General features: G+C 66.5%; 28 protein-coding genes. 12 read left to right on the top strand and 16 right to left on the bottom strand.

Annotation, left to right across the window (positions count from 1 at the left end):
* The first annotated feature begins 296 nt into the window (after positions 1-296).
* The 4 genes from BW990_RS19525 to aat all read left to right on the top strand — a co-directional run bounded on the left by BW990_RS19525 (position 297) and on the right by aat (position 3,390).
* Positions 297-662 (top strand): hypothetical protein, encoded by a 366-nt coding sequence (locus tag BW990_RS19525; protein WP_076450934.1) that lies wholly within the window; start codon positions 297-299, stop codon positions 660-662.
* A 238-nt stretch (positions 663-900) separates the two neighbouring features.
* The gene (accB, locus tag BW990_RS19530) at positions 901-1,398 is read left to right on the top strand and encodes an acetyl-CoA carboxylase biotin carboxyl carrier protein (RefSeq protein ID WP_076450937.1); all 498 of its coding nucleotides are present in this window, start codon (positions 901-903) and stop codon (positions 1,396-1,398) included.
* 7 nt (positions 1,399-1,405) lie between these two features.
* Entirely contained in the window at positions 1,406-2,758 is a 1,353-nt protein-coding gene (gene accC / locus BW990_RS19535) for an acetyl-CoA carboxylase biotin carboxylase subunit (protein WP_076450940.1), read from the top strand.
* Entirely contained in the window at positions 2,755-3,390 is a 636-nt protein-coding gene (gene aat / locus BW990_RS19540) for a leucyl/phenylalanyl-tRNA--protein transferase (protein WP_076450943.1), read from the top strand. The genes accC and aat overlap by 4 nt, the downstream gene beginning before the upstream one ends.
* On the opposite strand, the gene BW990_RS19545 is transcribed toward aat, so the two are convergent.
* Positions 3,354-3,725 carry a DUF2155 domain-containing protein gene (locus tag BW990_RS19545; RefSeq protein ID WP_234990320.1) on the bottom strand — a complete coding sequence of 124 codons (372 nt, stop codon included), beginning with the start codon at positions 3,723-3,725 and terminating at the stop codon, positions 3,354-3,356. The two genes, aat and BW990_RS19545, sit on opposite strands and share 37 nt — an antisense overlap.
* Positions 3,722-4,105 carry an NADH:ubiquinone oxidoreductase subunit NDUFA12 gene (locus tag BW990_RS19550; protein WP_076450946.1) on the bottom strand — a complete coding sequence of 128 codons (384 nt, stop codon included), beginning with the start codon at positions 4,103-4,105 and terminating at the stop codon, positions 3,722-3,724. Before BW990_RS19550 ends, BW990_RS19545 begins: the two co-directional genes overlap by 4 nt.
* Positions 4,106-4,312: 207 nt before the next feature.
* Here BW990_RS19550 and BW990_RS19555 point away from each other — a divergent pair, with 207 nt between their 5' ends.
* Both BW990_RS19555 and BW990_RS19560 read left to right on the top strand, forming a co-directional pair.
* Complete coding sequence (locus tag BW990_RS19555) at positions 4,313-4,999, top strand: FkbM family methyltransferase (protein ID WP_076450949.1); 687 nt, start codon at positions 4,313-4,315, stop codon at positions 4,997-4,999.
* Position 5,000: 1 nt separating this feature from the next.
* Complete coding sequence (locus BW990_RS19560) at positions 5,001-6,098, top strand: glycosyltransferase family 61 protein (protein WP_076450952.1); 1,098 nt, start codon at positions 5,001-5,003, stop codon at positions 6,096-6,098.
* 75 nt (positions 6,099-6,173) lie between these two features.
* Here the strand turns inward: BW990_RS19560 and clpX are convergent, their stop codons facing one another.
* Positions 6,174-7,439: an ATP-dependent Clp protease ATP-binding subunit ClpX gene (gene clpX, locus BW990_RS19565; protein WP_076450955.1), complete on the bottom strand. Its 1,266-nt coding sequence runs from the start codon at positions 7,437-7,439 to the stop codon at positions 6,174-6,176.
* 158 nt (positions 7,440-7,597) lie between these two features.
* Positions 7,598-8,230 carry an ATP-dependent Clp protease proteolytic subunit gene (locus tag BW990_RS19570; protein WP_076450958.1) on the bottom strand — a complete coding sequence of 211 codons (633 nt, stop codon included), beginning with the start codon at positions 8,228-8,230 and terminating at the stop codon, positions 7,598-7,600.
* Between the two features lie 212 nt (positions 8,231-8,442).
* On the opposite strand from BW990_RS19570, the gene BW990_RS19575 reads away from it, so the two are divergent.
* Positions 8,443-9,663, top strand: a complete 1,221-nt coding sequence (locus BW990_RS19575; protein WP_076450961.1) for an FAD-binding domain-containing protein — start codon at positions 8,443-8,445, stop codon at positions 9,661-9,663.
* A 254-nt stretch (positions 9,664-9,917) separates the two neighbouring features.
* On the opposite strand, the gene BW990_RS19580 is transcribed toward BW990_RS19575, so the two are convergent.
* From BW990_RS19580 to BW990_RS19630, 11 genes are all read right to left on the bottom strand, one after another.
* Positions 9,918-11,177, bottom strand: a complete 1,260-nt coding sequence (locus BW990_RS19580; RefSeq protein ID WP_076450964.1) for an NAD(P)/FAD-dependent oxidoreductase — start codon at positions 11,175-11,177, stop codon at positions 9,918-9,920.
* 55 nt (positions 11,178-11,232) lie between these two features.
* Complete coding sequence (locus BW990_RS19585; protein WP_076450967.1) at positions 11,233-11,940, bottom strand: c-type cytochrome; 708 nt, start codon at positions 11,938-11,940, stop codon at positions 11,233-11,235.
* Between the two features lie 3 nt (positions 11,941-11,943).
* Positions 11,944-13,161 carry a c-type cytochrome gene (locus BW990_RS19590; protein ID WP_076450970.1) on the bottom strand — a complete coding sequence of 406 codons (1,218 nt, stop codon included), beginning with the start codon at positions 13,159-13,161 and terminating at the stop codon, positions 11,944-11,946.
* Positions 13,145-14,422: a sulfite dehydrogenase gene (soxC, locus tag BW990_RS19595; RefSeq protein ID WP_076450971.1), complete on the bottom strand. Its 1,278-nt coding sequence runs from the start codon at positions 14,420-14,422 to the stop codon at positions 13,145-13,147. The genes BW990_RS19590 and soxC overlap by 17 nt, the downstream gene beginning before the upstream one ends.
* Before the next feature lie 87 nt (positions 14,423-14,509).
* On the bottom strand, positions 14,510-16,210 hold the full coding sequence (gene soxB / locus BW990_RS19600) for a thiosulfohydrolase SoxB (RefSeq protein ID WP_076450972.1): 1,701 nt from the start codon (positions 16,208-16,210) through the stop codon (positions 14,510-14,512).
* 100 nt (positions 16,211-16,310) lie between these two features.
* Positions 16,311-17,162: a sulfur oxidation c-type cytochrome SoxA gene (soxA, locus tag BW990_RS19605; protein ID WP_076450973.1), complete on the bottom strand. Its 852-nt coding sequence runs from the start codon at positions 17,160-17,162 to the stop codon at positions 16,311-16,313.
* A 63-nt stretch (positions 17,163-17,225) separates the two neighbouring features.
* Positions 17,226-17,552 carry a thiosulfate oxidation carrier complex protein SoxZ gene (soxZ, locus tag BW990_RS19610; protein WP_076450974.1) on the bottom strand — a complete coding sequence of 109 codons (327 nt, stop codon included), beginning with the start codon at positions 17,550-17,552 and terminating at the stop codon, positions 17,226-17,228.
* 20 nt (positions 17,553-17,572) lie between these two features.
* Positions 17,573-18,001 (bottom strand): thiosulfate oxidation carrier protein SoxY, encoded by a 429-nt coding sequence (gene soxY, locus BW990_RS19615; protein WP_076451037.1) that lies wholly within the window; start codon positions 17,999-18,001, stop codon positions 17,573-17,575.
* A gap of 38 nt (positions 18,002-18,039) precedes the next feature.
* Positions 18,040-18,513, bottom strand: coding sequence for a sulfur oxidation c-type cytochrome SoxX (soxX, locus tag BW990_RS19620; protein WP_076450975.1), 474 nt, complete (start codon positions 18,511-18,513; stop codon positions 18,040-18,042).
* A 151-nt stretch (positions 18,514-18,664) separates the two neighbouring features.
* Positions 18,665-19,231, bottom strand: coding sequence for a thioredoxin family protein (locus BW990_RS19625; protein WP_076450976.1), 567 nt, complete (start codon positions 19,229-19,231; stop codon positions 18,665-18,667).
* Positions 19,232-19,276: 45 nt separating this feature from the next.
* On the bottom strand, positions 19,277-20,014 hold the full coding sequence (locus BW990_RS19630) for a cytochrome c biogenesis CcdA family protein (RefSeq protein WP_076450978.1): 738 nt from the start codon (positions 20,012-20,014) through the stop codon (positions 19,277-19,279).
* 76 nt (positions 20,015-20,090) lie between these two features.
* On the opposite strand from BW990_RS19630, the gene BW990_RS19635 reads away from it, so the two are divergent.
* The 4 genes from BW990_RS19635 to BW990_RS19650 all read left to right on the top strand — a co-directional run bounded on the left by BW990_RS19635 (position 20,091) and on the right by BW990_RS19650 (position 23,359).
* Complete coding sequence (locus tag BW990_RS19635; protein ID WP_076450981.1) at positions 20,091-20,471, top strand: thioredoxin domain-containing protein; 381 nt, start codon at positions 20,091-20,093, stop codon at positions 20,469-20,471.
* Positions 20,468-20,809 (top strand): ArsR/SmtB family transcription factor, encoded by a 342-nt coding sequence (locus BW990_RS19640; protein ID WP_076450983.1) that lies wholly within the window; start codon positions 20,468-20,470, stop codon positions 20,807-20,809. The genes BW990_RS19635 and BW990_RS19640 overlap by 4 nt, the downstream gene beginning before the upstream one ends.
* Before the next feature lie 160 nt (positions 20,810-20,969).
* Positions 20,970-22,025: a YeeE/YedE family protein gene (locus tag BW990_RS19645; RefSeq protein WP_076450986.1), complete on the top strand. Its 1,056-nt coding sequence runs from the start codon at positions 20,970-20,972 to the stop codon at positions 22,023-22,025.
* A gap of 155 nt (positions 22,026-22,180) precedes the next feature.
* Entirely contained in the window at positions 22,181-23,359 is a 1,179-nt protein-coding gene (locus BW990_RS19650) for an MFS transporter (RefSeq protein WP_076450989.1), read from the top strand.
* Here the strand turns inward: BW990_RS19650 and BW990_RS19655 are convergent.
* On the bottom strand, positions 23,329-23,916 hold the full coding sequence (locus tag BW990_RS19655; protein ID WP_076450991.1) for a riboflavin synthase: 588 nt from the start codon (positions 23,914-23,916) through the stop codon (positions 23,329-23,331). The genes BW990_RS19650 and BW990_RS19655 overlap by 31 nt on opposite strands.
* A gap of 140 nt (positions 23,917-24,056) precedes the next feature.
* On the opposite strand from BW990_RS19655, the gene BW990_RS19660 reads away from it, so the two are divergent.
* Positions 24,057-25,349: a capsule biosynthesis protein gene (locus tag BW990_RS19660; RefSeq protein ID WP_076450994.1), complete on the top strand. Its 1,293-nt coding sequence runs from the start codon at positions 24,057-24,059 to the stop codon at positions 25,347-25,349.
* Positions 25,350-25,422 lie beyond the last annotated feature (73 nt).

The raw sequence follows: 25,422 nt of genomic DNA on the forward strand, positions 1-25,422 counted from the left end.
ATCGCCGAAAACGATTACGGCAGCCTCGGCGACACCTCCACCCTCGCCGAACCCGAGGTCGTCGAAGACCTCATCGAAAACCGCATGAACCGCGGCTAGGACGCGCCGCAGGGCGGGTACGGGCGGGCCTTTCGGGACCCGCCTTTTTTATGCCGCAGCCCACAGGTGTTCATCTTTCGTAAACCACGAACATCGAAACCATTCGGCGAAGATGCGCAGGCGGGGTATTTTGGCCCCAGGCCCGCCATGCGCGGAGTGCATCGCGGGCAAGTTCCACTCCAGTTCAGGAGTTTGCCATGCAGATCAACGCCTTCATTGCCCCCGGTGCGCCCGTGGCCTTCGGCGCGATACCGACAACGCCCCTGCGTCCCGCTCCGGACGCCACTCGGCTGGCTGCGCCCACGAAAACCGACGACACCGCGCTTGGCGATCAGCGCGGCCGCAGCCCGACAGAGGCCACCCTGCCGAAGTCCCGCACCGATGCCGACGGGGACCACGTGGCGCCCCCCACCATCATGCAGCTCAAGCTCGCCGCCATTCGGTCCGAGATCCAGTCCGAAAGACGGGACGCCGAACCCGGCGATGCGTCATCAGGTCCGGGCGCGACGTCACCCTATGCCGCGTCCGCAAGCGCGACGGAGCCGGTGCGCGCCGCGGAGTGATCCCCGCCGAACGGGATCGCCCGGGCGGCCGGGCGCCGCTCGAAACCCCGGGTCCGTGACCGCTTGGCGGCATGCCCGCCCGGACGCATGACACCCAGACCGGGCGCCCGGCCCGGACAAGCCATCCAAACCGCGTGTGAAAGGCCGCTTTCCCCCCCCTTCCGCCTCGGCCTATAAGCAGGTAACGTCGCGCAACCCAAGACGCCGACAGGCCCAAAGCGCATTGGTTGAGGATGGAATGAGCAAAAATACCCACGAATCCGACGTCGCCTTCATCGCGGCCTTGGCGGAACTGCTTCGCGACAACGACCTGACGGAATTGCAGGTCAAACGCGAATATGCGGACAACGACAGCCTGAACGTCCGGGTCAGCCGCCTGCAGCCGCAAGCCGCACCGGCCCCGGCAGCCGCGCCCGCGCCGCAGGCCCACCAGCCCGCCGCCGCACAGGCCGCACCCGCATCGGGCCCCGCCGCCGACGCCCCTGAGGATCCGGCAGCGCATCCCGGCGCCGTCCTGTCGCCGATGGTCGGCACGGTCTATCTGCAGCCCGAACCCGGCGCGCCCTCCTTCATCAAGGTCGGCGCCGAGGTGTCCGAAGGCGACACGCTCATCATCGTCGAGGCGATGAAGACGATGAACCACATCCCGGCGCCCAAATCCGGCACCGTCAAGCGCATCCTGGTCGAAGACGGCGCCCCGGTCGAGTATGGCGCACCGCTCGTCATCGTCGAGTGAGGCACAGATGTTCGACAAGATCCTGATCGCCAATCGCGGCGAAATCGCCCTGCGTGTCATCCGGGCCTGCCGCGAGATGGGCATCGCCAGCGTGGCCGTGCATTCCACCGCGGATGCGGACGCCATGCATGTGCGCATGGCCGACGAGACGATCTGCATCGGTCCCGCCTCGTCGACCGACAGCTATTTGTCCTTCCCGGCCATCATCTCGGCCTGCGAGGTCACCGGCGCCCAGGCAATCCACCCCGGCTACGGCTTCTTGTCGGAGAATGCGCGCTTCGTGCAGATCGTTGAGGATCACGGGCTGACCTTTATCGGTCCGCGCGCCGAGCATATCCGCATCATGGGCGACAAGATCACCGCCAAGGACACGATGAAGGACCTCGGCGTGCCCTGCGTGCCCGGCTCCGACGGCGGCGTGCCCGACCTCGAGGCGGCCCGGCGGATCGGGGACGAGATCGGCTATCCCGTCATCATCAAGGCCACCGCCGGCGGCGGCGGTCGCGGCATGAAGGTCGCGAAATCCGCGGCCGAGATGGAACGCGCGTTCCAGACCGCGCGCTCCGAAGGCAAGGCCGCCTTCGGCAATGACGAGGTCTATATCGAGAAATACCTCACCACGCCGCGCCATATCGAGATCCAGGTCTTCGGCGACGGCAAGGGCAACGCCGTCCATCTAGGCGAGCGCGACTGCTCGCTGCAGCGGCGCCACCAGAAGGTGCTGGAAGAGGCGCCCGGCCCCGTCATCACCGAAGAGGAACGCGCGCGCATCGGCAAGGTCTGCGCCGACGCGGTGGCCAAGATCAACTATGCCGGCGCCGGCACGATCGAGTTTCTCTACGAGAACGGCGAGTTCTACTTCATCGAGATGAACACCCGCCTGCAGGTCGAACATCCCGTCACCGAGGCGATCTTCGGCGTCGATCTAGTCCGCGAACAGATCCGCGTTGCGTCGGGCATGCCGCTGTCCTTCGCGCAGGACGATCTGAAGATCAACGGCCATGCCATCGAGGCCCGGATCAACGCCGAGAAACTGCCCAACTTCTCGCCCTCGCCGGGCAAGATCACGCAGTATCACGCCCCGGGCGGCCTCGGCGTGCGGATGGACAGCGCGCTCTATCAGGGCTACCGGATCCCGCCCTATTACGACAGCCTGATCGCCAAGCTGATCGTGCATGGCCGCGACCGGGAAGAGGCGCTGGCGCGGCTCGACCGGGCGCTCGGCGAGTTGATCGTCGATGGCGTCGACACCACGATCCCGCTGTTCCGGCTTCTGCTCGAGAACGAGGACGTGCATTCCGGCAGCTACAACATTCATTGGCTGGAAGGCTGGCTGGACAGGACTTTCGGCGCGAAGTGAGCGTCTCGCCGGAACTGATCCTCCAGGCGTATCGCGTGGGCGTGTTTCCCATGGCCGAAAGCCGCGACGACCCGGATATCTTCTGGGTCGATCCGAAATTCCGCGGCATCATCCCGCTGGACGGGTTTCACATCTCGCGCAGCCTCGCGCGTATCCTGCGGCAGGACCGGTTCGAGATCACCATCGACCGCGATTTCGCGGGCGTGATGCGCGGCTGCGCGGGCCGCAGCGAAACCTGGATCAACGCCGAGATCCATCGCGTCTACGGCGCCCTGCACGCCTCGGGGCATGCCCATTCGCTGGAGGTCTGGCATGACGGCCGGCTGGTGGGCGGGGTCTACGGCGTCGCTGTTGGCGGCGCCTTCTGCGGCGAAAGCATGTTCTCGGAGATGCGGGACGCCTCGAAGGTCGCGCTGGCCTGGCTGGTCGACCATCTGCGCCGCGCGGGCTTCGTGCTGTTCGACACGCAGTTCGTCACGCCCCACCTGTCGTCGCTCGGGGGGCAGGAGATCAGCCGCGCGCGCTACCAGTCACTGCTGAAGGCCGCGCTGCCGCTGCAGACGCGGTTTTCCGACACAAAGCTGGCAAGTTCCGGTCAGGAGGTCGTGCAGCGCAACACCCAGACGTCGTAGCGCGCGTGATCCATCGGGTTGACCGCCGGTGCCGAGGCGATCATCCAGCCCTCGAAGACCGGCGCATCGACCCCGATTTCCCGCACGGTGACAAAGGCATAGGCATCGCCTGCCGGATTGCCGACGGGATAGCGGCATTCCTTCATCTCCACCTCGATGCGGCCCTGAACCGACCGCTGCCGGCTGCCGAGACGCACGTCCTTGGTGATGCCGTTCAGCTTATCGAGGACGCGCAGCTCCGCGCCCGTGCCCTGCTCGACGGCCTGCGCCGCGGCAAGGGCCGGCACCGCGGCCGCGACGGCCGCGATCAGAAGACAGCGCAAAGCGGAGATCACTCGGGGCTCCATGCCTCGTAATCGGAGCGTTCCTCGGGGCGGGCCTGCCGGATCGAGCCCTTGGGCGCATAGGCGAGGGCCGTGCCGGTCAGGTTCTCGATATGGGGCTTTTCCCACGCCTTGTGCGGCAGCGGGCGCTCCGTCGGCGGCTCCTTGAAGGTGTGGTGCAGCCAGCCATGCCAGTCGGGATCGACGCGCGTGGCCTCGGCCTCGCCGTTGAAGATGACCCAGCGGCGCTTGCCGTCCTTCGTCTGGTAGAAGATGTTGCCCTGCTTGTCCTCGCCGACCTTCTGGCCGTTGCGCCAGGTCCAGAGCTGCGTGTTCAGCGTCTGGCCGTTCCACCAGGTCACCGCGCGCAGGAGGGTATTCAGAATGCCCATCGTCAAGCCTCATCAGACGTTTGACTGCGGGTATGCACGATTGGCCGGACGAGGTCCAGTGATGCCGGCGGACATGCGGCGGGACAGCCGCGGCAAAAGGCGCGCAGTCGCGACAAATCGCCGAGACTTCTCCGCAGTTTTCCTACTTTTCGCCACGTGACTTTGCTAGGTTGCCGCAAAGTGCGGACAACAACGCAGAGCAGTGCCATGAAAGACATGTCCATCGCCGCCGTGTGTCACGGCGTGCAGGTCCCCCATTCCCCCTATCTGAACGAAACCCGGATCGCCCGGATCGAAGCCGCGCGCTACGAAGGCGACGAGATCGCGGGCGCGCTGGCCGTGGTGCGCGCGGGCGACCGCGTGCTCGAAATGGGCTCCGGCCTGGGCGTCGTCGGGGCGGTGGCCGCGTTCAATCGCGCGCCGGAGCGGGTCCTGTCCTTCGAAGCCAATCCGCATCTCGTCCCGCACATCGAGGCGCTCTATGCCGCCTCCGGCATCGAAGACCGCATCGCCGTGCGCAACCGCGTGGTCATGGCCGCACCGGACGCGCCCGCGACGGTGACCTTCCATGTCCATGCCTCCTTTCTGGGCTCGTCCCTGATCGAGCCCGAAGCGCGCCGGTCCGAGCCGGTGGAGGTGGAGACCGTAACCTTCGACGCGGTGCGCGCGGAGCTCGATCCGACCGTCATTCTTTGCGACATCGAGGGGGGCGAGCTGGACTTTTTGCGCCATGCGGACCTGACGGGCGTGCGCGCCGTGGTGATGGAGTTTCATCCCGGCGCTTACGGGCGCGAGGGGATGCGCGAATGCAAGCGCATCCTCGAACGCGCGGGTTTCGTGCGCAACGACGAGGTCTCGACGCGGCTGGTCTGGACCTGCGAAAAGGCCGAGTGACATGCTGGCGGAAGCGCCCGCGCAGGACAAACCGCGGCCCGATGGCGGCTGGGCGCAGGCGCTCGAAACGCTCCGCGACGCGGTGATCGTGCCGCCCGTCGAAAGCGCCTTCCAGCAGCCTGCGGGCATTCTGCGCGCCGATGGCAGCTATTGCGACACCGGCGCGTTCTGGCGCAATCACCGGCCGCTGACAACCGCCCCCTCCGCGCCCGGCCAGGTCGACGAGACGCTTGAGGGCCGCTGGCTCTGGGCTGGCGTGCTCTGGGTGCATTTCGGCCATTTCCTCGTGGAAAGCACCGGGCGGCTCTGGGGGCTCGACGCCATTCGCGACCGGTTCGACGGCATCCTCTACATGCCCAAACGCCCCGCCCGCGGCGACGAGATCGCGGGCTGGCAGCGCGCCTTCTGGCAGATGTGCGGCATCGACCTGCCCGTGCGCGTGCTGACCGAACCCGCCCGCGTCGAGACGCTGGTGGTACCCGGACAGGGCTTCGGCCTTGGCGAGATCATCTCGGGCACGCCCGCCTTCCGCGACTACATGGCCTCCCGCTTCGCGAAGGATATCGCGCCGGACGGGCCGGAGCGGCTGTACCTGTCGCGCTCGAAACTCGGGCTGTCGAAAGGCGGGCTGATCGGCGAGACGCGGCTCGAGGAGCAGCTGGCGCAGCACGGCTACGAGATCTTCCATCCGCAGGACCACGACCTGCCGACCCAGATCGCCCGCTACAAGGCCGCGCGGCAGGTGGTGGCGGCGGAAGGCTCCGCGCTTCATCTCTTCGGTTTCGTCGGACGCCCCGACCAGCAGGTCGCCACGGTCCTGCGCCGGCAATCCGGCGCCACGGACCAGATCGCCGAGCACCTGCGCAGCTTCTGCGGCATCGAGATGCTCCAGATCGAGCGGCTGCAACGCATCTTCCGCAAGACGGGCGGCCACAAGAAGCGCCACGATCTGGGTGTGATCCACATGGACGGTGTGCGCGAGGAACTGGCCGCGCAGGGCTTCATCGCGGAAGGCGGCGCCCCCTGGGACAAGATCCGCTGGAACGAGGTCCGCCGCGTGATCGGCAACAGGTACGAGCCGCGCAAGCGCGAGGATTAGGGCGCAGGTCGCCTCCGCGCAAAGAAAAAGGCGGCGCACAAGGCGCCGCCCTTTCGAAACTCGTCGCGCTGCTGGTCAGCCGGCCGACGCGCCTTCCTTCTTCTGATCGGCATAGATCATCAGGGGCTTGGCATCCGAGGTCACGGCCTCGTCGTTGACCACGACCTCCACGACGTCGTCCATGCCCGGCAATTCGAACATCGTGTCGAGCAGGATGTCCTCGAGGATGGAGCGCAGGCCGCGCGCACCGGTCTTCCGGGCGATCGCCTTCAGCGCGATGGATTTCAGCGCGTCGTCGGTGAAGGTCAGCACCGTGTCCTCGATCTCGAACAGACGCTGGTACTGCTTCACCAGCGCGTTCTTGGGCTGCGTCAGGATGGTGACCAGCGCCTCCTCGTCGAGATCCTCGAGCGTCGCCAGAACCGGCAGACGGCCGACGAATTCCGGGATCAAGCCGAATTTCAGCAGGTCCTCCGGTTCGAGATCCTGGAACACCTCGCCCACGTTCCGCTCGTCGACCGAGCGCACATCGGCGCCGAAGCCCATGGCCGAGCCCTTGCCGCGCTGGCTGATGATCTTGTCGAGGCCCGCGAAGGCACCGCCGCAGATGAACAGGATGTTCGTGGTGTCCACCTGCAGGAATTCCTGCTGCGGATGTTTCCGGCCACCCTGCGGCGGCACGGAGGCCACGGTGCCTTCCATCAGTTTCAGAAGCGCCTGCTGCACACCCTCGCCCGACACGTCGCGGGTGATCGAGGGGTTCTCGGACTTGCGGGTGATCTTGTCGACCTCGTCGATATAGACGATGCCGCGCTGCGCCCGCTCCACGTTGTATTCCGACGATTGCAGGAGCTTGAGGATGATGTTCTCGACGTCCTCGCCCACGTAGCCCGCTTCGGTCAGCGTGGTCGCATCCGCCATTGTGAAGGGCACGTCGAGGATGCGCGCCAGCGTCTGCGCCAGCAGCGTCTTGCCGCAACCCGTGGGGCCGATCAGCAGGATGTTCGACTTGTTGAGCTCGATATCCGAGCTTTTGGCCGAGTGGTTCAGACGCTTGTAATGGTTGTGCACCGCGACCGAGAGAACCCGTTTCGCCTTGGCCTGGCCGATCACGTAATCGTCCAGAACCTGGCAGATCTCCATCGGCGTCGGGACGCCATCGGTAGATTTCAGCCCGGAGCCCTTCGTTTCCTCGCGGATGATGTCCATGCACAGCTCGACACATTCGTCGCAGATGAACACCGTCGGACCTGCGATCAGCTTGCGCACCTCGTGCTGGCTTTTGCCACAAAAGCTGCAGTAGAGCGTGTTCTTGCTGTCGCCGCCGTTATTCGTCGCCATGAATCACCTTTCTCGGCCCTGATTTCCCGGGCCCGGCCGATTGCGCCGCACCCTTCCCCGGTCTTGCCAAGTGGGGAGAAGCTTAGGGCAGCCGCCTTGGGCCTACAATCGCAAATTCGTCGCGGTGCGGACGCTAGCCCGCACCGGTCAAACTTTGGTTAAGACTTGGCCTCTTCGGCCGCCGCACGGCTGGCCACGATCTCGTCGATGAGGCCCCAGGCCTTGGCATCCTCGGGCGACATGAAGTTGTCGCGCTCGAGCGCGCGCTCGACCGTCTCGTAATCCTGTCCGGTGTGATGGACGTAGATCTCGTTCAGGCGCCGCTTCAGCTTCTGGGTTTCCTCGGCGTGGATCATGATGTCCGTCGCCTGGCCCTGGTAGCCGCCCGAGGGCTGGTGCACCATCACGCGGCTGTTGGGCAGCGAGAAGCGCATGTCCTTTGCACCCGCGGTCAGAAGCAGCGAGCCCATGGAGGCCGCCTGCCCGATCACCAGCGTCGAGACCGCGGGCTTGATGTACTGCATCGTGTCGTAGATCGACAGACCGCTCGTCACCACGCCGCCGGGCGAGTTGATGTACATCGAGATTTCCTTGTTCGGATTCTCGGCCTCGAGGTGCAGAAGCTGCGCCACGATCAGGCTCGACATGCCGTCATGGACGGGCCCCGAAAGGAAGATGATCCGCTCTTTCAGAAGACGCGAGAAGATGTCGTAGGCGCGCTCGCCGCGGCTGGTCTGCTCCACCACCATGGGCACGAGCGTGTTCATGTATGTCTCGAAAGGATCGGTCATCGGGGCTGCCTCAAAGGGAATGGATATGTCGGTCACTGCCTGGTCGCTAGAGTCTTAGTAGTCGCCCATGGGGGCTGCAAGGGGCGGGCTTACGTGAATTGTCCCGACATCGGGTCGCAGTTGAAGGCCGGCCCGCGCCCCCTACCCTTTCGCGCAACCGCCGGAGCCGGTGCCGGAACGCGCCGCCAGACCTCGCCCCAAGGAGACCATGCATGAGCACCGACCGCGCGCTCGACACCTTTCCGCCCAGCCGCGAGGCTGCGCTGGCCCGGCTCGAGGCCTTCGTGCCGAAGGCCGCGCGCGACTACACCACGCGCCGCAATTACGATCTCGGACCCGGGGCGCATGACAACGTCTCCATGCTGTCGGCCTATCTGCGGCATCGTGTCCTGACCGAACAGGAGGTGCTGGATGCGGTGCTGGCGGAGCATTCCCGCTCGGCGGCGGAGAAATTCATCCAGGAGGTGTTCTGGCGGACCTATTTCAAGGGCTGGCTGGAGATGCGCCCGCCGGTCTGGGGCGGCTACCGGTCCGAACTGGCCTTCGCCTGGGACCAGGTGCAGACCCAGTCCGGGTTGCGTCGCGCCTGGGAGGATGCCTGCACCGGCCAGACCGGGATCGACTGCTTCGACGCTTGGGCGCGGGAGTTGGTGGAAACCGGCTACCTGCACAATCACGCCCGGATGTGGTTCGCCTCGATCTGGATCTTCACCCTGAACCTGCCCTGGGCGCTTGGCGCGGATTTCTTCCTGCGCCATCTCTGCGACGGCGATCCCGCGTCGAACACGTTGGGCTGGCGCTGGGTCGCGGGGCTGCAGACGCCCAGCAAGACCTACCAGGCGCGGGCCTCCAACATCCGCAAATACACCGACGAGCGCTTTCATCCCAAATGGCAGCTCGCAAGCGACTGCCCGCCGGTGCGCGGGGCCGAGAACCCGCCGCGCATGGAGGCGCCCGCGGGCGACAGCTTCGATCCGTCCAAGAAAACCGCCTTTCTTCTGCATGACGACGATCTGTCACCGGGCTGGCTCCTCGATCGCGGGCTGACGCCTTTGGCGACGGCGACGCTGGACGTGACCGGGCGGCTGTCGATCCTGCAGCCCGCCGACGATGTGGGCGCGTTCAAATCCGCGCTGATGGCTGATTGTCTGGCGCGCCATGACGGGCGGCTCGGTCAGGTGACGGAGGGGATGAGCGAGGCGCAGGCCATCGCCGACTGGGCGCGAGAGGTGGGCGCGGAGCAGATCGTCACCTCCTACGCGCCGGTGGGCCCGGTGGCGGATCTGCTTCACGAGGTGGCGGGCCTGCCGGTGCTGCGGCCCCTGCGGCCCTACGACCGGCGCGCCTGGCCCCATGCCACGGCGGGGTTCTTCAAGTTCAAGGACAAGATCCCAGCGCTGCTGGGCGAGATGCGCGGATTGCGCGCGGCCTGACCGGGGCTACCTGAGGGATGGGTCGGCGCGGGATCGGATCGACGCGGGACAAGCCAGCGCCGATCCGTTGGGGCCGCTGCCCCCAAACCCCCGGAGGTATTTTCGGTCCGATCGTGAGGGGGCCGGTGGGTCTTTCGGGCGCGAAGATTTGGACGGGTTGCGCGGGCCTTCGGTCGCGACGGGGTGTCGGACCCGCCATCGCGGTCCGGGCGGCAGGGGCGCCGCCCGCGATCTTGCGATATCTCGACCCGCGCTCAGCCGAACATGTCGGCGGTGATGCCCGCGTACCAGCCGATGCTTTCCTCGTAGGTCGCCGCGCGCAGCTCCGGGGCCTCGCCGGTATCGCTGACGAAACCGGCGACCTTGGCGATCTTTTCCTCGGTGGCCTCATAGGTGGCGCCGACCTTCACGCCGTCATTGGTGTCGATGAGCGACCAGCAGGTATTGGAGAAACGCGCCGGGAAGACCCGCGATCCGGTGAGCGCCCCGCGGATCGCCATCGCCGCGACCTTGGCCTGGCTGTTGGCCGAGAAGCCCGATTTGGGCATGTCGCCCTGCTGGGTCGCGTCGCCCAGGATGTGGATGTTCTCGTCCATGCGGCTTTGCATCGTGGCCGGCACGACCGGCGCCCAATCGCCGTCGGTCAGCCCCGCCGCCGCGCAGATGAGACCCGCCTTCTGCGCCGGAATGACGTTCACCGCGTCGGCGCGAATGACCTCGCCGTCGATACCGACACTCATGTCGGCGGCATTGACGGAGGTATTCTCGCCACCGAAATCCGGGCCGATCCGTTCGATCATGCCGGAATAATGCTTCTGCCAGCCCTCCTCGAACAGCGCCTGCTTGGAAAATCCCGGCTTGGGATCGGCGATGATGATCTTGGCGGTGGGGTTCGTGGCCTTGAGCACATGGGCCACCATGGAGACGCGTTCGTAAGGCCCCGGCGGGCAGCGATAGGGGTTCGGGGGCGCGACCATCACGAAGGTGCCGCCCTGGGGCATCGCCTCGACCTGCGCTTTCAGCAGCGCGGTCTGGGTGCCGGCCTTGTAGGCATGCGGCATCCGGGTTTGCGCCGAGAGGTCCCAGCCGGGCACGGAGCCCTCGACGAAATCGATGCCGGGCGACAGGATCAGCCGGTCATAGGGCACCGAGGCACCGCCCGCGAGCGCCACGACCTTGGCGTCCCGATCGACCCCCGTGGCCCAGTCATGCACCACGTTGATCCCGTATTCGGCGGCGAGCGTCGCGTAATCATGCGCGATCGAGTTCATGTCGCGGAAGCCGCCGATATAGAGATTGGAGAAGAAGCAGGTGTAGTAGGTGCGCGACGGCTCGATCAGGGTGACGTCGATGGCGCCTTCGCTGTCCTGCGCGATCTGGCGCGCGGCGGTCGCGCCGCCCGCACCGCCGCCCACGACCACGACGCGCGGCGTGGCCTGGGCCTTCAGCATCGGCGCGCCGAGCGTCACCGCAACGGCGGATGTTCCGAGAAATCTGCGTCTGTTGAGTGTCATGCCGATATCCTCCCTCTGGCTGCAATCATCGTCTCAAGAAACCGCCCCGACCCGATCAGAGATCGCCGAAATAGGCGGCAAGCGCTGCGATCTCCTCGTCCGAAAGGCGCGCCGCCATCATCTGCATCAACGGGTGCGGGCGCAGCTTCTGGCGATAGGCATGCATGGCCACGACGAAATCTTCATCGGGCCAGCCGGTGATCGACGGGATGCCGTCATTGCCGCCATCGGCCTGATGACAGGTCAGGCATTCCGCGGCGAGATAGGCGCCGTATTCCGCGTCTCCCTCGAGGCCGAGCACCTCAGGTGGCAAGACGATCTCGACCGCGAGCGCGGTCGGCGCGGCTTCGGGAATATTGGCGGGATCGTCGGAATACCGGCGCAGGAAGGCCAGAAAGTCCGACCGCTGGGTCGCGTCGGCGATGCCGGGAAAGACCATGCGGGTCTGCGACACGAGGCTGCGCGGGTTCTCGATATAGGCGTGCAGGTGTTCGAGATCCCAGACCAGCCCATCGGCGCCCGCGCGTTCCATGCTGTCCGAATAGTCGAAATCCGGCAGGCCGGCGGCAGGGCGGCCGAAAAGCCCGTTGAGATGCGGGCCGATGCGGTTTTGCGCCCCCTCACCGACATGGTGGCAGGCGCGGCATTGGCGGAAAATCTCGGCACCCGCCTCCGCATCCCCGAGGGGCACGGCGACCTGGTCGGCCCGGGCCCCGGGAAGCGGGGCCCAGGCGAGAAGCGCGGCGAGGACGAGCCGCCGCATCGCTCATTCCTCGGTGGATTTCAGGAAGGCGATCACCGCCTCCACATCCGCGTCATTCTTCAGGCCTGCGAAGGCCATGCGGGTGCCCTTCATCGTGCCGCGCGGATCGGCCAGGAACGCCGCCAGAAATGCCTCGTCCCAGACACCGCCGTGATCGGCCATGGCGCCGGAATACTTGAAGCCTTCCGCACCGCCGACCGTGCGCCCGACAATGCCGTTGAGCTGCGGCCCCGCGCCGTTCTTGGCCCCCTCTCCGACCTTGTGACAGGCGGAGCATTTGCGGAAGACCTTCTCGCCCGCGGCGACCAGTTCGGGGTCGAGCGCGGCCAGTGTCACCTCCTCGGCCGCGGGCGCGGCCTCCTCGGCCGGTGCAGCTTCGGGCGCAGGTGCCGCGGCCTGATCCTCGCTCATGCCCGCCTCGTCCGCGCCCTCGTCGGGTGTGACGTCGAGCACGGTCGCGCGCATGGTGATCTCCACACTATCCTTGCAGTCGGACATGCAGGGCTCGGCGCGCCATTGGCCGTATTCCGTTTCGGGCCGGTCATCGACGATGAAGCCGTCCGCATTGGGCATCTCGACCTCGAGGAAGTTCTCCCTGGACAGGACGAAATCCTCTTCAACCAGCCAGTTCGAGTAGAGGATGTAGGCGACGATGGCGTAGGTCTCGTCCGCCGTCAGCGACTGCGCATTGCCGAAGGGCATGGAGCGGTGCACGTAATCCCACGCGGTCGAGAGGTAGGGCCAGTAGGAGCCCACGGTCTTGACCGGGTCCTTGTCGGCGAGCGTGCCCTCGCCGCCGGCCAGTTCGGGCCAGTTGCCCACGCCTTCGGCGAATTCGCCGTGACAGACCGCGCAATTCTCGGAAAACAGCATCTCGCCATCGGCGACCGAGCCCGATCCTTCGGGCAGGCCGGTGCCGTCGGGCATGACGTTCACGTCCCAGGCGGCGACCTCCTCGGGCAGGGCTTCTCGGCCGATGCCGAAGCCGCCCGCGGAAGTGCTGTGCTCCTCGGCATTGGCGGCGGCGACCAGCATGCCGCCGCTCTGCGCCTCGGCCGCAACGGGCGCGGGCGGGGCCGACGGCGCAGGCGCGGCCTCGGCCACGCGCGGCTTCGGCGCCGGGGCTTCGGTCACGAAGCGGTCGGCGAAATTGACCGCGCTCAGCAGCACGATCCCCGCACCGCCGAGAGCACCGCCGAACAATTTAAGAGACTTCGACATTTTCTGCCTCCCCGCTCGTTTTCACATGCCAGGTCTGGATGCAGTTGTTGTGGTAGATGGAATTCTCGCCGCGCACCTCGCGGAGCTGCGCCTTGGTGGGCTGGACATAGCCCGTCTCGTCCATGGCGCGGGCCTGCAGGAGCATCTCCTCGCCGTCCCAGACCGTATCGAGATAGAAACGCGTGAGCGCCATCTTCTCGCCGGGCTTGGCGAGACGCGCGGTCTCCCAGGTCTTGCCGCCATCCTTCGAGACATCGACGCGGGTGATCGCGCCATGACCCGACCAGGCGAGGCCCGAGATCACCATCGGGCCGGGGCCATGGGTGATCGGCGCCTGCGGGCTGGGCTGGGTGATGACGGATTTCGCATCCATCACCCAGGTCCATTTCCGCGACGTGCCATCGGCCAGCGTGTCGGTGTATTTCGAGGTCTCCTCGCGGCTTTCCACGGGTCCGTCGGTGACCTCGACCCGGCGCAGCCACTTGACCCAGAGATTGCCCTCCCAGCCCGGCACGACGAGCCGCACGGGATAGCCATGTTCCTTGCGGAGTGCCTCGCCATTGGCCTTGAAGGCCACAAGCACGTCGTCGAGCGCTTTTTCCATCGGGATCGAGCGGCCGTTGGACGACGCGTCATGCCCCTCGACGAAGACCCACTTGCCTTCGAGATCGCCCGACAGGCCGGCCTCCTGCAGCAGGGTCCGCAGCGGCACGCCGGTATATTCCATGTTGTGGATCATGCCATGGGTGAACTGCGCGCCGTTCAATTGCGCGCCCGCCCATTCCATCCCGGTATTGGCGGCGCATTCGCAGAAATAGACGTGGTTCTCGCGCGGGAAGCGCTCCAGATCCTCGTAGGTGAAGACCAGCGGCTTATCGACGAGGCCGTTGATCATCAGGCGGTATTCGCCCTTCGACATCTCGATCGCACCGGAATGGTGCCGCTCGAAGGCGCAGCCCTGCGGGGTGATCGTGCCGTCGAGCGCGTGGATCGGGGTGAAGTTGATGGACGAAATCGTGTCGGCGGTCAGCCATTCCACGTTGCGGCGCACCACGTCGTCCTCGAACTTGATCGGCAGCCCGTAGGGCGTGGCATCCACCCCGTCGCCGAGGCCCTGCGCGAAGGGCTGGATGTCGGTGATCAACGGGTCGGGCCCGGCGGCACGGGCGGCCCCCGCCCCCATCGCGGCCCCGGCGATCCCGGCAGCCGTGCCTTTCAGAAAGGCGCGCCGCGACGGCGTCAGATCGGACGTATCGGCCATGTCTCTCTCCTTCTGTCTCTCATCATCAAATTCGCCTATGTGAATGAATAGACGAAAAAAATTAAGCTCCGCCGGGGCGGGCGGGGGTCAGACCCCCACCACCTCGACCGATGTGTTCTCGCGGGCCTCGACGGTGCCCAATTCGCGGATATGCGCCTCGACCACGTCCCAGATGGGCGGGCCTTCGGTGCCTTCGTTCACGGATGCCCAGCCCGCGACGGTGTAGGATGTCGCGGGGTCGATGGCCTCGCCGGTGGCGAGGAGCGTCATGTTCGAGATCCGCTCGCCCTGCGGCTTGGAGACGTCGATGCGGTAGCCGAGCCCGCCGACGCGGACCATGTCGCCGCCCTGCTGGTAGAACGGGTCGGGGTTGAAGATGTTGTCGCCCACATCCTCGAGCACGACCTTCAGGAACTCGCCGGTCATCTCGGTGCGGTAGGCTTCGGGGTAGGTCATCGAGGTCACGCCGAAGATGTCCTCGCGGGTGATGTCCTGCCCGGGGATCAGCGACGGCCCCCAGCGCACGCCGGGCGACAGGGCGATCTGCGCGTCGCGCTGCGAAAGAAGCGCGTCGCAGATCACGTCGTCCCAGGTGCCGTTGAAATTGCCGCGGCGGTAGAGCGTGCCGTCGCCGACCTGGCCCACGACCTCTTCCATCTCCGCCTTGTAGGGCGCGCGGGAGCTTTCGATCTGCGCCGCCATCTCGGGATCGCTGTCGATCACGTCCGAAAAGATCGGAATGAGCTTGTGGCGGAAGCCCATCATCTGCCCGTCCCGCACGTCGAGATCGACGCGGGAGACGAACTTGCCGTTCGATCCCGTGGCCACGATGATCGTGTCGCCCACCAGAACCGGCTCGGGCAGCGCGTCATGCGTATGGCCCGACAGGATCACGTCGATGCCCGAGACGACGCTCGCCATTTTCTTGTCCACGTCGAAGCCGTTATGGCTGAGGCAAACGACCAGCTCGGCCCCCTGCCCACGCACCTCGTCGACCATCGTCTGCATGTGCTCGTCGCGGATGCCGAAGGAGTATTCCGGGAACATCCAGCCCGGATTGGCGATGGGCATGTAGGGGAAGGCCTGGCCGATCACCGCGACCTTCACGCCGCCGGTTTCGTAGAACTTGTAGGGCGCGAAGCGTTCGGCGGGCTCGTCCCATTCGGCGTCGAAGACGTTCTGGCCCAGCGCGTCGAAGGGCAGCCCGTCGATCAGCTCGTGCACGCGGTCGGACCCGAGCGTGAATTCCCAGTGGAAGGTCATCGCGTCGGGCTTCAGCAGGTTCATGGCATCGACCACGTCCTGCCCGGCGGTCTTGAGGCAGGTATAGGAGCCATGCCAGGTATCCCCGCCATCCAGCAGCAGCGCGTCGGGCCGCGCGGCGCGAATGGACTTCACCACCGTGGCGATCCGGTCGAGCCCGCCCATGCGCCCGTAAGCCTGCGCAAGCGACGCGAAATCGTTGTAGGTCAGCGCGTAATGCGAGGGTGAGCCGTCCTCGATCCCGTAGAGGCGGCGGAAATCGGCCCCGGTGATATGCGGCACCTCACCCTTGTTGCCGCCGACGCCGATATTCACCTCCGGTTCGCGGAAATAGATCGGCGTGAGCTGCGCGTGGATATCCGTCATGTGGATGAGCGAGACGTTCCCGAAGGTGTCGAACTGCAGAAGCTGATCCTGGCTCAGCGCCTGCTGCGCGGCGAGGCGGGACCAATTGCCGAAGCCCGAGGCCCCGAGGATGGCCGAAGCGGCCATGGAGGCTTGCAGGAAATCGCGGCGTGAGATCATGGGACGGGCCTCTCATACTTGACGCTCTACACATTCGCATGTGTGAATGCATTTAACAGGGAAATACCCGCGCCGGTTTCCCGGCGCGGGTGCTATCGGGTCACTGTCGGACCGATGGGCCTTCGACGCTCAGGCCGTTGCCGCGCGATGCGACATAGAGCTCGAGCGCGATGAACTCGGGCGATCCGGTCGAGAAGGTCTCGGCGCGGGTGTCGCGGATACAGCCGCGGAAGCGGTTATGCGTCTGCACGAGGCCCGCGTTCTTGAGCCGGTAGGTCGGGAAGCCGTTGATCTGGCCCTGGCTCAGGTGGTCGGCACGGATGTAATTGCCGTAATTCTGCTCGTGGCAGCTGGCGCAGGACAGTTCGAGCTGGCCGTACCGGGTGTAGTAAATTTCCTTACCCTTCTCCCAGTATTCCGCCGCCGGGCCGTCCGTGGCCACGTTCACCGGCATGCCCTGCGACTGAACGGTGATCAGGGCCTCCATCGCGGTCATGTCGCCGCCGTCGTACTTGTAGGCCTCGGCGCCCATGTTCTCGGTCCGGCAGGCGTTGATCTGCATGGCCAGCGTGCGCATCTCGCCTGCGGTCTCGTTCCACTTGGGATATACCGCCCGGACACCCTGCATGCTTTCGGGGCCTTCGTGGCAGGTCGCACAGGACTTGCCCTCGGTGCCTTCGACGGTGTTCCAGACATCCGCCGCCCGCTCGACCGCGAGCATCGCCGGGTTGTCGAAACTGTCGGTCTGCATCGCCTGCGTATCGTCCTCGCGGAAATGCCAGCCCGAGATCGCGGTGTCGATGCCGGTCTCCGCCAGCGCCGGCGGCGCCGCGACCTTCGAGGTCATTTCAACCCCGTCGATGCTCAGCACGTCGTCGTCCGCCCCGCCCGCAAACGCCATGGGTGCCGAAACGATCAGCACGGCGAGTGCGGATGTCATCGTGAATTTCATTATGTTCCCTCCCTTGTCACATCCCTGCTCCGCGCGCGGCGGAACAGGGTGCGCTTTATTGGCTCAGACGGTGATCGTCTTGCTGTCTTCGTAAACGGACCCGTCGTCGTCGTACCAGGTGAACTTGAACTCGCCCGTCTCCGGCACCTTCGCCGTGAACTCGAAATACGGGTTCGTCGAGATCGCCGGCTCCATCGTCACGTCGATCACGTTCTCACCGTTGAAGTCGCAGGTGAAGCGGTTGATGATCGAGCGCGGGATGACGTTGCCGTCGCTGTCCTTGCGCTGGCCGGATTCCATCGGGTGCGAGATCAGCGTCTTGATGACGATCTCTTCGCCGGCGGAGGCCGAGGACGGCACCTTGACGCGGGGTTTGACGTTGTCTGCCATTGTCTTCTCCTGTTCCCGGTTCAGCCGCCGCAGCCGCCGATGGTGACTTTAACGTTGGCCACGGTGCGCGCGAAGCTGCCATCGGCAAGCTGGGCGACCGCCACGACGTCCTGCGTCCTGGCCAGGCGGATCCGGGTCGATGCGGTCTGCGCCGCGGCCATCGGGCCGAAGCGGAAGGTCGCGACCGGGGGTGTCGGGTTGCCCGCGGCATAGACCGCGATGGCGGTGGCGCCCGGCGCCGACACTTCGATCGGCACGGTGTTGCCGTTCTCGGCGATCTCGGGGGCGTTGATGGTCACGCCGTCCGCGCCGGTCTCGGCGCCGCCGGTGAATTCGGAAATCAGCGCTTCGAGGTCGGCATGGGCTTCGGCGAAGCCTGCCGCCGGCAGCATCGCGGTCAGTGCCGCGCCCGCGCCGATCGCCAGGGTCTCACGTCTGGTAAAGGTCATGTTGGTCTCCTTGAGATTTGGCAGGCGGCCCGCGCCTGTCACTCGTCCTTGAGCGTCATCAGGAACGCGACGACATCTTCGACTTGCTGCGCCGTCAACAGCGGCGGCAGGGGTTCTGTACCGGCCTTGCCCGTGAAGGCGTCGCCGGGGCGGATAAAGCCTTCCGACTTGTAGAAGGCGGGCATCACGCTCTCGGGGAAGGTCATCTTCGCGTTGGCGACGATGCCGCGCAGGTCGGCCTCTTCCCAGCGGCTGCCCGCACCGTCGAGCGACGGGCCGACTTCTCCCTGGAAGGGCACATCGCCCAGCGCGGAGACCTGGTGGCAGGCCACGCAATTCCCCAGCGACCGCTGGGACATCACCTCGGCACCCGCTTCCGCGTTGCCGGGCGCGCCCGAAAGCGAGGCCTCGACGGCCCCGTATTCGCCGTATGATACGTCTGTCGGCGCGACTTCCTGGGCGAATGCTCCGCCCGCGACGACAATCGCCGCCGTAATTGCTACGAGCCTCATGGTCCCTCCCTTGGCTACATGGTCCGGGCCTTTGCCAACCCGTGTACTCTTTGGCATACCCTAAGCGCAGGCGCGCGCTTCGGGCAAGAACAAATTCACAATTGCGAATAATTGAGTGAGTAATGCCGCTTACCGCACCGCTCAACCCAAGTCAGTCCGTACGCCCGTTGTCCCGCTCGCGAATCATGCGTGCGTGGTATCGCTGGAAATCCTCCCCGTTCTCAAGCAGGTAACGCTCCTCGTTGACCCAGGTCAGCATGTCGAGCGTGGTTCCCGGCGCGAAGGCCCCCGGCATGACCGCGACCGCGGCCTCGGCGGCATTCTGGTCCTCGGGCACCTCTTCGGGCAGGAACATCAGCGTCGGCGTGAACAGCACGCGCCACTTGCCGACCGCGTCCTTTTCCGACAGCGCCTCGCCATCGGTGTCGACGATCTCGATATCGCCGTGCAGGTTGAGCTGCACCACGAAGTAATTCTCGCGGATATAGGCGTCGACATCGGGATGCGGGAAGGTCTCCTCGTGCATCTTGGTGCAGTAGACGCAGCCGCGCTGCTCCACCATCAGCAGCAGCCGCTTGCCTTCGGCATTGGCCTCGGCGAGGTCCTCCTGCAGGTCCTTGAAGGTGTCGCGCATCCAGTCGGTCTTGTGCAGACCGTCATCGCCCAGCTCCACCGCGCCCGAAGGTGCGGCCAGCGCGACCGTGGCCGCCACGGCCATGATCCAGTGTCTCAAAGATCTCTCCTCCCCTCTTCCTGTTCCGGCTCAGCCCAGCGAGGCGAAGCCCGGGAACCATTCCAGCATCAGCGTCGCGATCCAGTTGACCGTGCCGGTCGCGATCAGGATAGCAAAAACGATCAGCATCGCTCCCATCACCTTCTCGGCATAACCCAGATACGCACGGTTCCGCGCAGTCCAGCGCAGGAACGGCCCCGAGAAGGCGGCCGCGAGGATGAAGGGCGCGGTCATCCCCGCGCCATAGGCGAACAGCAGAAAGCCGCCGCGCGTGAGATCGCCCATGCCGCTCGCGATCATCAGGATCGAGGCCAGCGCCGGCCCGACGCAGGGCGTCCAGCCGAAGCCGAAGGCGAGCCCCATCGCGTAGGCGCCGATCATGGTCGTCGGCTCCACCGCCGATTCGACCCGCGCCTCGCGGTAGAGGAAGGGCACCCGGACGACGCCCAGGAAATGCAGCCCGAAGACCGCGAGAATGGCCGCGGCGACATAGCTCAGCGGGTCGCGGTAATCGGCGAAGGCCCGGCCCAGCGCCGTGGCCCCGAGCCCCAGCAGCACGAAGATCGTGGTCACTCCCAGCGCGAAGAGCAGCGATTGCAGGAACAGCCGGCGCTGCGCCCCCGGCGCGATGCCGCTATCGGCGCGCAGCTCGGTCATGGACATGCCGGCCATGTAGCACAGATAGAAGGGAACCATCGGCAGAATGCAGGGCGTGAAGAAGCTCAGCAAACCGGCAAACAGCGCGCCGAGATAGCTGATGTCGAACATGACGCGCCTATTTTCTTGTCCAATTCACATATTCAAATTACATAGTAGTTGAGACAAAGGTCAATCGGTGAATGACGTGAGACGCCTCGCGACTGCTCTTTCTGCGCTTCTGCTGCTGCCTCTGCCGCTCTCGGCGGAGGTGCGGCTCATCATGGTCGAACAGCCCGGCTGCGCCTATTGCATGGCCTGGGACGATGAAATCGGGCCGGTCTATCCCAAGACCGCCGAAGGCGATTTCGCGCCGCTGCAGCGCGCGCAGCTGCGCGACGGACCGCCCGAGGGCGTGACCTACGATCGCCGCGTGAACTTCACGCCCACCTTCATCCTCGTCGATGACGGCACCGAGGTCGCCCGTCTCGAAGGCTACCCGGGCGAGCATTTCTTCTGGCCCGTCCTGTCCGAGATGCTGGCCGAAAACACCGCTTTCGCGGAGCGGAACACGGAGAGAAGCCGATGAGCCTGCCCGTACTTTCCCCCGACATGGACGAGGCCGAGATCGATGCGATGGTCAGCAAGGCCACCACGGCGGCGTCCTTCCTGAAGGCGATCAGCCACGAGGGACGGCTGATGATCCTGTGCCACCTCGTCTCGGGCGAGAAGACCGTGACCGAGCTCGAGGAATTGCTGGCCGCCCGGCAGGCTGCGGTCAGCCAGCAGCTTTCGCGGCTCCGGCTCGAGGGGCTGGTGGTGCCGCGGCGCGAGGGCAAAGCGATCTATTATCGCCTCGCCGACGAGAAGCCGCGCAAGATGCTGGAATGCGTCTACGATCTCTTCTGCAAGGACGACACGGCCTGATCCCGGAACCGCGCCCCGCGCGCACCGCCTGACGGGACCGCGCCGGCCCGCATGGCCGCCGCCGCGGGTGGGCCGGCCTTCGCGCCGTAGTGTTTGCGGCGCGCGGCCCTTGGTGTAGCCTCACAGACGGGACCTGTGATCGAACGGGGAGGGTTCGAACATGCTGGAACTGCTGGGTCCGCATTGGGCCACCGCCCTCGTGGGATTGATCACCGGCATTCTGCTGGGCCTCGCCGCCCGGGTCGGGCGCTTCTGCACGCTGGGCGCGATCGAGGACGCGCTCTATGGCGGCTCGACCATCCGGCTGCGCATGTGGGCCATCGCCATCGGCAGCGCCATCCTCGGCACCTTCGCGCTGTCCGGCGCGGGGCTCATCGCGCGCAGCGACACCGCCTATCTGCTGGCCGCGTGGAACCCCTGGGCCTCGGTCGTGGGCGGGCTGATGTTCGGCTACGGCATGGCGCTGGCGGGCAATTGCGGCTACGGCGCCATCGCCCGGCTGGGCGGCGGTGACCTGCGCGCCTTCGTGATCGTGCTGGTGATGGGCGTCTCGACCTACGTGGTGATGGGCGGGCCGCTGGCGAGCCTGCGGGTCACGCTCTTTCCGCAGCGGCTGGCACAGGGCACGCCGCCCGGCATCGCCGAATGGGGCGAACGGCTGTCGGGCCTGCCCGCCACCGCGATCGGCCTTGCGGTGGGCGCGGCGATCCTCGCCGGTGCGCTGGCCTCTCCGGCGCTGCGCGCGCGGCCGCGGCAGATCGCCTGGGCGCTCGTGGTGGGCGGCGCGATCATCGGCGCCTGGGCCGGAACGAGCTGGATCGCGGAGGCGGAATTCGGCGCGACGCCCGTCGTCTCCCACAGCTTCGCGGGGCCCTTGGGCGAGACGATCCTGTGGTTCATGACAGCGAGCGGCACGCCGATCACCTTCGCGGTGGGTTCGGTCGCGGGCGTCTGGGCGGGCGCGCTTCTGGGCTCGCTGCGGCTATCGCATTTCCGCTGGGAGGCGTGCGAGGACCCGCGCGAGCTGCGCCGCCAGATCATCGGCGCGGGCATCATGGGCGCGGGCGCGGTGATCGCCATGGGCTGCACCGTCGGCCAGGGCATTTCCGCCTTCTCGGTTCTGGCCTTCAGCGCCCCGGTGACCTTCGCGGCGATCTTCGCGGGTGCCGCCATCGGGCTGCGCCAGCTCATCACCGGCTTCCGCCTCGCGGTCTGAACCGGGCGGCACAAAATTACATAATTTTGTGCCCCGCAGCCCCGCGCCGGAAGCGCAGAAAATGAGGTCATTTTCTGCAATCCCGCCCTCCACGCGCCATGACTTTCAAACCCCGCGCCGCTCTGACATGAAGGTCGGGTCCAAGCGGAGCCCCCATGCCCCCGATCATCGTCATTCTGGCCATCTGGGCCGCCGGGCTCGGGGCGTCGGCGCAATATGCCAAGCTTGCGGTGGGCTTCGATGCGCTTGCAGCCATCTATACCGACGCGGGCGCCGCGCTCGGCTTCGCGGTTTCGCTCCTGAGCCTTCTGGGGCTCGTCTTCGGCCTTTCCGGCGGTCGCCTCGTGGGCCGGATCGGACCCAAACGCGCGCTTGTGGGCGGGCTCGTCCTCGGCGCCGCGATGTCCGCGATCCAGGCGCTGCTGCCGCCGCTGCCGGTCTTTCTTCTAGCCCGCACGGTCGAGGGGCTCTCGCATCTCGCGCTCGTCGTCGCGGCACCGACGCTCATCGCCGAAACCGCGCCGCCGCGCCTGCGCCCGGCGGCGATGACGCTCTGGAGCACGTTCTTCAGCGTCGCCTTCGCCGCGCTGGCGTGGTTCGGCCCCCACCTCATCGCCGCGCGGGGCCTCGGCGGGCTGCTCTGGGCCCATGCGGGCTACGCGCTTCTGATCGCGCTGGTGCTGATGGCGATCCTGCCGAAGCCCGAGCGCATGACGCCACTGCCCCCCGCGCCCCGCCGCTCGGCGCTGCGCCAGCATCTGGCGCTATACGGCGATCCCTTCGTCTCAGCCGCCGGATGGGGCTGGACCTTCTACACCTTCACCTTCGTCTCGGTCCTGACGCTCTTGCCGCGGCTCTCGCCCGATCCGCCCGCATGGCTGCCCGCGCTCTTGCCGCTCGCGGCCATCGCCGCCTCGCTCAGCCTCGGCGTCGGGTTGCTGTCGCGCTTCTCGGCGGTGAGGATCTCGGTCACGGGCTTTGCGCTCTCGGCGCTGGCCACGCTCGCCATTCTCGGCTCGGGCGGGGCGGCCTGGGCGGTGATCGTGCTGTTTCTCTGCCTGGGCCTGGTGCAGGCGGCGGGCTTCGCCGCGGTGCCGGAACTGGTCTCGGACCCCCGCGACCGCGCCATGGCCAACGGCGCCATCGCGCAGACCGGCAATCTCGGGAACCTCACCGGCACGCCGGTCCTGCTGGCGCTGCTGAGCGTCGGCGGAACCACCCCCGCGATCCTCGCGCTGACGGCCTGCTACCTGGCGGGCGGGGCGGCGCATGTCATCATGGCGCGCCGCCGGGCCCTTAGGCGTCAGGAGGCCTCGGCGAGCCGCGCCACGTAGCGCGCCAGCGTGTCGATCTCGAGATTGACGCGATCCCCGGTCTGGGTGTGGCCCCAGGTCGTGGCTTCCTTGGTGTGGGGGATGAAATTCACCCAGAATTCCGCGCCATCCACGTCGTTCACGGTCAGCGAGGTGCCGTTCAGCGCGACCGAGCCCTTGGGTGCGATGAATTTCGCCAGCGCCTCGGGGGCCCGGAAGGTGACGCGCGTGCTGTCGCCGTCCTCCTCCATGCGCACCACCTGCGCGACGCCGTCCACATGGCCCGACACGATATGCCCGCCAAGCTCATCGCCCACGCGCAAGGCGCGTTCGAGGTTCACGCGGTAGCCCACCGACCAGGCGCCGATATTGGTCTTGGAGACCGATTCCGCGCTGATCTCGACGTCGAACCAGTCGGTCCCGACGGCGATCGCGGTGAGGCAGACCCCGTCGCAGGCGATGGAGGCGCCGATATCGATGGTCTGGGTGTCGTAGCCGGTCTGGATGCGCGCGCGCAGGTCGCCGCGTTGCTCCAGCGTGCGCACTTCGCCGATATCGGTGATCAATCCGGTGAACATGGGGGCCGTCCTGTCATAAAAAATCCTGAGGGCCGCGCGCGCCTTCCGCCTTTCGAAGCAGCCATGAGGGAAAGCCTTATTTTCGCCCCCGTCACGCGGTAACGTCGCTTTCGGAACTTCGTGGGAAATAGTCCGTCGACATGATGAACGCAACCGGACAGCAGCGGGTCTTTCTGTTTCTGCAGGGCCCGCACGGGCCCTTCTTCAACCGGCTGGGCAAGATGCTGCGCAAGACCGGCGCGGAGGTCTGGCGCGTCGGCTTCAACGCGGGCGACCGCGCCTTCTGGTTCCACCCGGCAAGCTACCTGCCCTTCCGCGGCCGGATCGAGGAATGGCGCGACACGTTCCGCGCCCTCGTGGCCGAAAAGCGCGTGACCGATATCGTGCTCTACGGCGACGTGCGCCAGATCCATGCCGAGGCGATCGAGGAGGCCCGCGCGATGGGCCTCGCCGTGCATGTCTTCGAGGAAGGCTACATGCGGCCCTACTGGGTCACCTATGAGCGCGGCGGATCGAACGGGCATTCGCGGCTGATGCAGATGTCGGTGGGCGACATGCAGGCCGCGCTCGCCCTCTCGGACATGGAGGCGCCCCTGCCCCCCGCCCATTGGGGCGACATGCGCCAGCACATCTTCTACGGCGCGCTCTATCATTGGTTCGTGATGTTCCGGAACGGCGATTACCGGAACTTCACGCCGCACCGGTCGATCCCGGTGACCAAGGAATTCCTGCTCTACCTGCGGCGGCTCATGCTGATGCCCTTCTCCTGGCTCGAACGGGTGATCGAGACGGCGCGCATCCGCTATGGCGGCTTTCCCTATCACCTCGCGCTGCTGCAGCTCGAACACGATTCGAGCTTCCAGCGGCATTCGCCATTCGAGACGATGCCCGATTTCCTGAAACTGGTGATCGAGGGCTTCGCCAAGGGCGCGCCCGGGCATCACCACCTCGTCTTCAAGGCCCATCCGCTGGAGGATGGCCGCGTTCCGGTGCGCCGAACGATCCGCGCGCTGGCCCGCGCGCACGGCATCGCCGACCGGGTGCATTACGTGCGCGGCGGCAAGCTCGCGCAGCTTCTCAACGATGCGCGCACGGCGGTGACGGTCAATTCCACCGCCGCCCAGCAGGTCCTGTGGCGCGGCATCCCGCTCAAGGTCTTCGGCGACGCGGTTTATGCCAAGCCCGAATTCGTCTCGACCCAGCCGCTGCCCGAATTCTTCGTCCAGCCCACCCGGCCCGACAACCGCGCCTACAAGGATTACCGCCGCTACCTCCTGGAAACGAGCCAGCTTCCCGGCGGCTATTACTCGGCGCGCGGTCGCCGCCAGCTCATGCGGCAGGTGGTCGACATGATGCTGTCGCCCGACGATCCCTATGACGCGCTGCGCCACGGCACCGCGGCCCCGCGGCAACAGTTGCGCGCGGTGACCTGAGGCACGAATCACACATCTCTTTCTTTTCGCCCGACTTCTCGGTAGCCTGCCCGCAATAATAAGACTGAGGCAG

Source organism: Roseivivax lentus (assembly GCF_900156805.1).
Taxonomy (GTDB): domain Bacteria; phylum Pseudomonadota; class Alphaproteobacteria; order Rhodobacterales; family Rhodobacteraceae; genus Roseivivax; species Roseivivax lentus.